Origin of the sequence: Sandarakinorhabdus sp. (assembly GCF_031422795.1) — a bacterium.
In the GTDB taxonomy this organism is placed as follows: domain Bacteria; phylum Pseudomonadota; class Alphaproteobacteria; order Sphingomonadales; family Sphingomonadaceae; genus Sandarakinorhabdus.
Genome location: NZ_JANPML010000303.1, coordinates 1 through 7,705 on the forward strand (window position 1 = coordinate 1; position 7,705 = coordinate 7,705).

11 protein-coding genes are annotated in these 7,705 nt (G+C 64.4%); 4 read left to right on the plus strand and 7 right to left on the minus strand.

Annotation, left to right across the window (positions count from 1 at the left end):
- On the plus strand, positions 1-1,168 hold a 1,168-nt coding region (gene lysK / locus RMO81_RS10935), incomplete at its 5' end, for a lysine--tRNA ligase (protein ID WP_310475895.1).
- An 82-nt stretch (positions 1,169-1,250) separates the two neighbouring features.
- Positions 1,251-1,751 carry a hypothetical protein gene (locus tag RMO81_RS10940; RefSeq protein ID WP_310475896.1) on the plus strand — a complete coding sequence of 167 codons (501 nt, stop codon included), beginning with the start codon at positions 1,251-1,253 and terminating at the stop codon, positions 1,749-1,751.
- 71 nt (positions 1,752-1,822) lie between these two features.
- On the opposite strand, the gene bdcA is transcribed toward RMO81_RS10940, so the two are convergent.
- A complete protein-coding gene (gene bdcA, locus RMO81_RS10945) occupies positions 1,823-2,536 on the minus strand; it encodes an SDR family oxidoreductase (RefSeq protein ID WP_310475897.1) in 714 nt (237 codons plus the stop codon).
- An 89-nt stretch (positions 2,537-2,625) separates the two neighbouring features.
- Between bdcA and RMO81_RS10950 the strand changes: the two genes are divergently transcribed.
- Positions 2,626-3,381 carry a hypothetical protein gene (locus tag RMO81_RS10950; RefSeq protein ID WP_310475898.1) on the plus strand — a complete coding sequence of 252 codons (756 nt, stop codon included), beginning with the start codon at positions 2,626-2,628 and terminating at the stop codon, positions 3,379-3,381.
- Positions 3,382-3,556: 175 nt separating this feature from the next.
- On the opposite strand, the gene RMO81_RS10955 is transcribed toward RMO81_RS10950, so the two are convergent.
- The 5 genes from RMO81_RS10955 to hisB are packed head-to-tail and all read right to left on the minus strand — an operon-like array spanning position 3,557 to position 6,553.
- A complete protein-coding gene (locus RMO81_RS10955; protein ID WP_310475899.1) occupies positions 3,557-3,871 on the minus strand; it encodes a phosphoribosyl-ATP diphosphatase in 315 nt (104 codons plus the stop codon).
- Positions 3,858-4,637, minus strand: coding sequence for an imidazole glycerol phosphate synthase subunit HisF (gene hisF, locus RMO81_RS10960; RefSeq protein WP_310475900.1), 780 nt, complete (start codon positions 4,635-4,637; stop codon positions 3,858-3,860). The genes RMO81_RS10955 and hisF overlap by 14 nt, the downstream gene beginning before the upstream one ends.
- A complete protein-coding gene (gene hisA / locus RMO81_RS10965) occupies positions 4,634-5,353 on the minus strand; it encodes a 1-(5-phosphoribosyl)-5-[(5-phosphoribosylamino)methylideneamino]imidazole-4-carboxamide isomerase (RefSeq protein ID WP_310475901.1) in 720 nt (239 codons plus the stop codon). Before hisA ends, hisF begins: the two co-directional genes overlap by 4 nt.
- Complete coding sequence (gene hisH / locus RMO81_RS10970) at positions 5,350-5,958, minus strand: imidazole glycerol phosphate synthase subunit HisH (protein WP_310475902.1); 609 nt, start codon at positions 5,956-5,958, stop codon at positions 5,350-5,352. Before hisH ends, hisA begins: the two co-directional genes overlap by 4 nt.
- On the minus strand, positions 5,951-6,553 hold the full coding sequence (gene hisB, locus RMO81_RS10975) for an imidazoleglycerol-phosphate dehydratase HisB (protein WP_310475903.1): 603 nt from the start codon (positions 6,551-6,553) through the stop codon (positions 5,951-5,953). The genes hisH and hisB overlap by 8 nt, the downstream gene beginning before the upstream one ends.
- A 100-nt stretch (positions 6,554-6,653) precedes the next feature.
- Between hisB and RMO81_RS10980 the strand changes: the two genes are divergently transcribed.
- Complete coding sequence (locus RMO81_RS10980) at positions 6,654-7,400, plus strand: NYN domain-containing protein (RefSeq protein WP_310475904.1); 747 nt, start codon at positions 6,654-6,656, stop codon at positions 7,398-7,400.
- A 52-nt stretch (positions 7,401-7,452) separates the two neighbouring features.
- On the opposite strand, the gene RMO81_RS10985 is transcribed toward RMO81_RS10980, so the two are convergent.
- Positions 7,453-7,705: hypothetical protein (locus tag RMO81_RS10985; protein WP_310475439.1), on the minus strand; the 253-nt coding region annotated here is incomplete at its 5' end.

The following is a 7,705-nucleotide window of genomic DNA, read 5'->3' on the forward strand; positions in this document are numbered from 1 at the left end:
TGGCTTCGAGTATGAATTTCTGTCGTCCACCGAATGCTACGCCAGCGGCATGTTCGATGCGACGCTGCTGAAAATTCTGCAGCATTACGACGACGTGATGGGCATCATCCTGCCCACCCTCGGCCCCGAACGCCGCGCCACTTACTCGCCGTGCTTGCCGGTCGATCCCGTCTCCGGCCATGTGCTGCAAGTGCCGATCATCGCGCGCGATGTCGCCGCCGGCACTGTCTCCTACATCCGCCCCGGCACCAACGAAACCGTTACCGTTCCCGTCACCGGCGGTCATTGCAAGCTGCAGTGGAAGGTGGATTGGGCGATGCGCTGGCTGGCGCTGGGCGTTGATTATGAAATGGCCGGCAAGGATCTGATCGATTCGGTCATGCTCTCCGGCAAGATCGTCCGTGCGCTGGGCGGCAACCCGCCCGCCGGCTTCAATTACGAGCTGTTCCTGGATGGCGAAGGCGCCAAGATTTCCAAGTCCAAGGGCAACGGCCTGACCATCGAACAATGGCTGGGTTACGGCCCGCCCGAAAGCCTGGCGCTCTACATGTTCCAGAGCCCGCGCAAGGCCAAGCGCCTGCATTACGACGTGATCCCGCGCGCCATCGAAGATTATGCCGATTTCCTGAGCCGTTATCCCGAACAACCGTTCGAACAGCAGCTCGGCAACCCGGTGCACCATGTCCACGAAGGCAAGCCACCCACCCACGCGCTGCCGGTCAGCTTCTCGCTGCTGCTCAACCTCGCCTCGGTCGCCGCCACCGACGATCCGGCCCGGCTGTGGGGCTTCGTGAAGCGCTATGCCCCCGGCTCCAGCCCGGAAACCCACAAGCTGCTCGACCGGCTGGTGCATCACGCGGCGGCCTATGCTCGCGATTTCGTCATCCCCGGCCTCAAGCGCCGCGCACCAACGGAATCCGAAGCCGCCGCCCTGAAGGACCTCGATGCCCGCCTCGCCGCTGTGGGCGCAGACGGCGACGCCGAAGCCTATCAGTTCGAAGTCTACGAAGCCGGCAAGGCCGCCGGCTACGAAAACCTCCGCGACTGGTTCAAATCGCTCTACGAAATCCTCATTGGCAGCCAAAACGGCCCCCGCATGGGCAGCTTCATCGCGCTGTACGGGTTGCCGCAGAGCCGGGCGCTGATCGCGGATGCGCTGAAGGGCTGAAGGAAGGCTGGCCTCCGGCGGGCAGGGACGCAGTCCCTGCACCCGTTCGTTTAAAGTGCGCGGGAGTCGAAGAAAGTTGGAAGTGGATTATCACAAGATCAGCGGGGCGTTGGGATCGCTGCTGCTGGTTTGGTCGCGCTTGGAAAAGGCGATGCGCGAGCAAATCACCGGCGCTGAGAGCGCACTTCCGGCAAAACTTCATGGCGCCGGCAACGTGCTGCGAGCATGGGAAACGATGGTAAGCGAGCGCCACCCAAACGTTTGTTTGGCGCCACTACTGGCCAAGACAGTCTTAAGGCAGTTGCAAGAACCGCTGCAGGTTCGCAACGGCTTGTGTCACGGTCTGATCGATATTCAGGCGGAGACCGAACAGGGGCCAGCCACCCTACGCTGGGAAATCAACGACGAGACACACTCGATCAGTTGGGACGAATTGCAGGCGCAGTTTGGGTGGATATCAAGATTCACGCGCGCCATCCTGCTGATTTCCAAGCCGCATGTCGGGAGAACCGACCTTTTGACCGACACTGCCGAAAACCGCGACTGGTGGCGTTCGGAGTTTTCCCTTGATCTTCCGGAATGAAGACCGCTCCAAAACAAACGGGTGCAGGGACTGCGTCCCTGCCCGCCGGAGGCTCCCTTTTCTTCCGAGCCCTAAATTCCCAACCCACCATCAATCGTCTGCGTCGTCCCGGTGATCATCGCCGCCACTGGGTTGGCCAGAAACAGCACCATGCTCGCCACTTCATCGGCGTGGGCGTGGCGTTTGATGGCCATGGCGCCGTGCATCATCGGGGCCATCGGGCCGCCGGCCGGGTTCATGTCGGTATCCACCGGGCCGGGTTGCACCACGTTCACGGTGATGCCGCGCGGGCCGAAATCGCGGGCCAGGCCGCGGGCGGCGCCCTGCACGGCGGATTTGGACATGGCATAGGCGGTGAAGCCCGGCCCCGGCACACGATCGCCGTTCACCGAGCCGATGATGATGATACGGCCATTGTCGTGCATCTGCCGCCCGGCCTCGACACCGGCGAAATAGACGGCGCGCACGTTGATATCGATCAGCCGGTCCACGGCATCGGGATCAAGTGTGAGCGGATCGCCCATGATCGCCACGCCGGCGTTGATGATCATGATGTCGAGCGCGCCGGCCGCCGCCACCGCCGCGATCAGTTCGTCGCGGTTGGCGCTGTCGGCCTTCACCGCCGTGGCGCCCGTTTCTGCCGCCACCGCCGCCGCCGCATCGGGCGAACCGGAATAGCTGAACTGCACCTTTGCCCCCGCCGCCACGAAATGGCGCACGATGGCCGCGCCGATACCGCGGCTGCCGCCAAGGACCATGACCGATTTTCCGGTAAATTCGCTCATCTGCGTCAACTCCGAGGGCTGGGATTCAGCTGCCGTTCTGGCAAGGTGAGTATTGCCGACATCATCACCCTGTCCAAGCGGGAAACAGCATGACCAAGATTCGCACCGCCCTGATGCTGCTGCTGGCCAGCCCGGCCAGCGCCGCGGCCATTGATGAATTCCGCGCCGGCAACTGGGCCGCCGCCGTGCGCGACGGGCGGGCGGAAAACAGCGTGGAGAGCCTGGTGCTCGCCGGCCGCGCGCAATTGTCCATCGCCGGCTATCAAACCACCGACAAGGATCGCGCCCTGGCCCTGGTCGCTGCTGCCGAGAAGGACTTCGATAACGCGCTGGCCCGCGCGCCCGGCAGCGTGGACGCCCAGCTGCAAAAGGCCATCGCCATCGCCTATCGCGCCCAGCTCACCCGCGGCATCGCGCTGGCCAAGGACACCCGCCGCCGTTTCGAAGCGATCCGCACTGCCCACCCCAGCAACAGCCTGGTGTGGGGGGCGCTGGGCGGCTGGCACGGCGGCGCGGTCGCCACGGTGGGCAGCTTCCTCGCCGGCACCGCCCTTGGCGCGAAGAAATCCGAGATGGAGCGCTGCTACGCTCAGGCGCTGAAACTGGCGCCCGGCCTGCCCTCCACCCGGGTGTTCTTCGCCATCACCCTGCTCGATCTGGACGCCAGCAATGCCGTGCGCGCCGCCGGCCTGCTGAAAGGCCTGGAAACGCTGCCAGCCACCGATGGGTTTGAAGCCATGCTGAAGCGGCAGGGACTGGAACTGGCTGCCGTGCTGGCCAAGGGCGACAAGGCGGCAGCCCAAGCCACGGCGCGCAAGCTGAAGGCGTTCTCGCGGATCGTGTAAGGAGGGCCTCCGGCGGGCAGGGTCGCAGACCCTGCACCCGTTCGCTTGGGGCAGCCCCTCACTATTAGCATTTGTCATGCTGGCGCAGGCCAGCATGACAAATGCTTGAAAATTGAGGATGAACCAAAAACGAAAGTGGGTGCAGGGGCTCAGCCCCTGCCCGCCGGAGGCCCCCCTACGTCGCCCGCTTGGACTTTTCCTCGATCCCCGAAATGCCCTCACGGCGGGCCAGTTCGGCGCGGATGTCGTCGAAATTCAGCCCGGCATCGGCGAGCAGCACGGCGAGGTGGAACATCAGATCGGCCCCTTCCGACACCAGTCCGGCCTTGTCGTCGCTGACGGCGGCGATGACCATTTCCACCGCTTCCTCGCCTAGCTTCTGCGCCATCTTGGCACGGCCCTTGGCGGTGAGGCGGGCGACGTAGGAGGTTTCCGGGTCGCCAGCGCGGCGTTCGATAACGGTGGCCAGCAATTGATCAAAGCGCTCCATGAAAAACCTCCCGCACCGGCAGGCCGGCCGATGCCAGCGCAGCGCGCGCTTCGCCGATGGTGACTTCGCCGAAATGGAAGATGGAGGCCGCCAGCACAGCCGAAGCATGGCCGTCGCGCACGCCGCTGACAAGATCGGCGACGCCGCCGACGCCGCCCGATGCGACCACCGGTACTGGCACCGCGTCGGCGATGGCGCGGGTGAGCGCGAGGTCGTAACCGGCCTTGGTGCCATCGCGGTCCATCGAGGTGAGCAGGATTTCGCCGGCGCCCAGCTTCGCCGCTGCGATGGCATAGGCAACGGCGTCGATGCCGGTCGCCTTGCGGCCGCCGTGGGTGAAGATTTCCCACTTGCCCGGCGCCACGGCCTTGGCATCCACCGCCACCACCACGCATTGTTCGCCGAAACGCATGGCGAGTTCGCCGATCAGGGCGGGGCGGGCGACGGCGGCGCTGTTCACGGCGACCTTGTCAGCCCCGGCCAGCAGCAGCGCGCGGGCATCATCGACCGAACGCACGCCGCCGCCAACAGTAAGCGGCATGAAGCACTGATCGGCGGTACGCTCGACGATATCGAGCAGCGTGCCGCGATTTTCGTGGGAAGCGGTGATGTCGAGGAAGCAGAGTTCATCAGCGCCCGCCGCATCATAGGCAGCGGCAATCTGCACCGGATCGCCGGCATCGCGCAGCGCGACGAAATTGACGCCCTTGACCACGCGGCCATTGGCGACATCGAGGCAGGGGATGACGCGGACAGCCAGCGTCATGCGGCCACCCGAATGGCCTCGGCCAGATCGAGCCGGCCATCATAAAGCGCGCGGCCGGTGATGACGCCTTCGATGCCGGGCTTGCCGATCAGCGCGTGGATATCGGCGATGGAGGCGACGCCGCCCGACGCAATCACCGGCAGGCTGGTTGTCGCCGCCAGTGCCGCGGTGGCTTCGACATTCACGCCCTTCAGCATCCCGTCGCGGCCAACATCGGTGAACAGCACGGCGGCCACGCCGGCATCTTCAAAGCGCCTGGCCAGATCAGCGATGGCCAACGTCGACACGTCGGCCCAGCCGCGCGTTGCCACCATGCCATCGCGGGCATCGACGGCGACCACGATGCAGCCGGGATGTTCGGCGGCCAGGCCCTGCACCAGATCGGGATTTTCCAGCGCGGCGGTGCCCATCACCACGCGCCACACGCCGGCCGCCAACCAGGTTTCGACATGCGCTGCGGTGCGGATGCCGCCACCGACCTGCACCTTGCCGCCGCCAAAGCCGGACAGCGCGGCCTTTACGCCGGCGGCATTGCGGGAGTCGCCAGCGAACGCGCCATCCAGATCAACCACGTGCAGGTGCGTCGCGCCGGCGCTGCGGAACAGCGCGGCCTGCGCGGCGGGATCATCGGCATAAACCGTGGCGCGGTTCATGTCGCCTTCGGCAAGGCGCACGCACTGGCCGCCCTTCAGATCGATGGCCGGGAAAATAATCATGGATTCAACCAGTTGTGAAGGAACGCCAGCCCATAGGCCTGGCTCTTTTCCGGGTGGAACTGCACACCGGTGATGTGACCGCGCTTGACGATGGCGGCAAAGCGCCCGCCGTGATCGGACACCGCCTGCACATCGGCCGGATCATGGGGAGTGAAGGCATAGCTGTGCACGAAATAGGCATCGCCCGACGGCACATCCGCGCCGTTGACGGCTTCGACCCGGTTCCAGCCCATGTGCGGGATTTTCAGCGCCGGATCAGACGGGGTGAGCCGCTCCACCGCGCCCGGCAGCCAGCCCAGGCCCTGGTGAACGCCATGTTCATGGCCTTCGCTGGCCAGCAACTGCATGCCCACACAGATGCCCAGGAACGGCACGCCGTGCCCGTTCACCGCTTCGTTCAGCGCCGCCTCGATGCCGGTTTTCTCGCGCAGCTGGCCGATGCATTGGGCAAAGGCGCCGACGCCCGGCAGCACGATGCGGCTGGCACCGGCAATCACCGCCGGATCGTCGGTCACGACAACGCGCGCGCCGGCCCGTTCCAGCGCCCGCGCCGCAGAGCGCAGGTTGCCAGCCCCATAATCAACCAGCGCAACCGTGTCAGGCACCGCCCAATGTGCCCTTGGTCGATGGAATCGCATCGCTCTTGCGCGGATCAATCGCCACCGCCGCCCTCAGCGCCCGCGCCACGCCCTTGAAGCAGCTTTCGCCGATATGGTGATTGTTGACGCCATACAGCGTCTCGATGTGCAGCGTGATGCCCGCGCTGCCGGCAAAGGCCGCGAAGAATTCCTTGAACATCTCGGTATCCAGCGTGCCCAGCTTGGGCTGGCTGAACGCCGTGCGCCACACCAGGAAAGGCCGGCCCGAAATATCGAGCGCGACGCGGGTGAGCGTTTCATCCATCGGAATCAGCGCATCGCCATAGCGCGTGATGCCGCGCCGATCGCCCAGCGCCTTGGCCACGGCTTCACCCAGGGCGATGCCGGTATCTTCGGTGGTGTGGTGGCCATCAATGTGCAGATCACCTGTGGTCTTCACGGTAAGATCGATCAGGCTGTGCCGCGACAACTGCTCCAGCATGTGATCGAGGAAGCCGATGCCGGTCGACACGTCGTACGTGCCGCTGCCGTCAAGGTTCACATGGACCTCGACCTGGGTTTCCTTGGTCACGCGGGAAATGCTTGCTGTGCGCGCTGTCATAAGCCTGCTCCTTGGGCGAGAGCGCCTAGAGCAAAGCCGGCTCACCGGCAAGTTTGCTTGCCCCCTTGCGGCATCGGGGCCGGATTGGCAGGTTGCGTGAATGAGCAGCGCTTCTCCCCGCCTTGCCGTGTTGATCGACGGCGAAAATGTTCCAGCCAAGCTGGCCAAGCAGCTTTTCGAGGAAATCGCTGGACTTGGCGAAGCGTCTGTCCGGCGCATCTATGGCGATTTCAGCGGTACCAAGATGAAGAGTTGGGCCGCCGTGTTGGCAGATTTCGGTATCTTGCCCCAGCATTTCCCCACCGTTAGCGGCAAGAACTCTTCGGATATCGCAATGGTGATCGATGCGATGGACCTGCTGCACAGTGGCCGGTTCGACGGCTTTTGCCTCGTCACTGCCGACGGCGATTTCACACGGCTTGCTGCGCGTATCCGCGAACAAGGAAAAGACGTCTTCGGCTTTGGCGACCGCAAGGCACCAAAAGGCCTGGTTCAGGCCTGTAAGCGTTTTATCTATCTGGAAAACATCAGTCTTCCACCAGAACAGCCAAGTGCAGCGCCGGCGATGCAGCAGCTGCCCGATGTCGCTTGGCTGCTGAAAGCTGCAATTGACCGGGCTGCCGGCGACAATGATGGTGCAGCGCCGCTCAGCGCCGTCGGGTCGCAGTTACTGCTTATAAAGCCAGATTTTGATCCGCGCGAATATGGTCACAAGCAGCTGAGTGCGCTGTTTGCAACAATGGACAAGCAATTCTCGCTGGATCGAAGCAGCAAGTCCGTATTGGTTCGGTTGAACCCAGAGGGTTTCCCCGAACCACGCTTTCCACCCATAGAGCGACCCTCATAGGCCTCTAGAGAGTAGAGGCTGACGGCCAAACCACACAGTCTCGCCGCCGCCCCTAGCCCGGCTGCGTCGTCTGCCGCTCCAATCGCCCGGCCTCTTCCTTGCGGGCCATGGTCGAACGCAGCTTGATCAGATTGGCCAGCATTTCATACCAGAAAGGCGCGCCCAGGCTGAGCAGTGCGGCCGACAACAGCATGCCCACCAGCTGCAGAAGAATCGCCAGCGGATCAGCCTTCCAGTTGTCCCACCAGTCCGCCGGGCTTTCTGGCCATTGCACCAGTTTCAGCTCCATGGCCTGGGCCAGGCCC

What these genes read in the sequence shown, in the direction of transcription:
- bdcA (WP_310475897.1), bottom strand. Translation starts at nt 2,536, where the DNA reads ATGAGCGAATTTACCGGAAAATCGGTCATGGTCCTTGGCGGCAGCCGC.
- RMO81_RS10950 (WP_310475898.1), top strand. Translation starts at nt 2,626, where the DNA reads ATGACCAAGATTCGCACCGCCCTGATGCTGCTGCTGGCCAGCCCGGCC.
- RMO81_RS10955 (WP_310475899.1), bottom strand. Translation starts at nt 3,871, where the DNA reads ATGGAGCGCTTTGATCAATTGCTGGCCACCGTTATCGAACGCCGCGCT.
- hisF (WP_310475900.1), bottom strand. Translation starts at nt 4,637, where the DNA reads ATGACGCTGGCTGTCCGCGTCATCCCCTGCCTCGATGTCGCCAATGGC.
- hisA (WP_310475901.1), bottom strand. Translation starts at nt 5,353, where the DNA reads ATGATTATTTTCCCGGCCATCGATCTGAAGGGCGGCCAGTGCGTGCGC.
- hisB (WP_310475903.1), bottom strand. Translation starts at nt 6,553, where the DNA reads ATGACAGCGCGCACAGCAAGCATTTCCCGCGTGACCAAGGAAACCCAG.
- RMO81_RS10980 (WP_310475904.1), top strand. Translation starts at nt 6,654, where the DNA reads ATGAGCAGCGCTTCTCCCCGCCTTGCCGTGTTGATCGACGGCGAAAAT.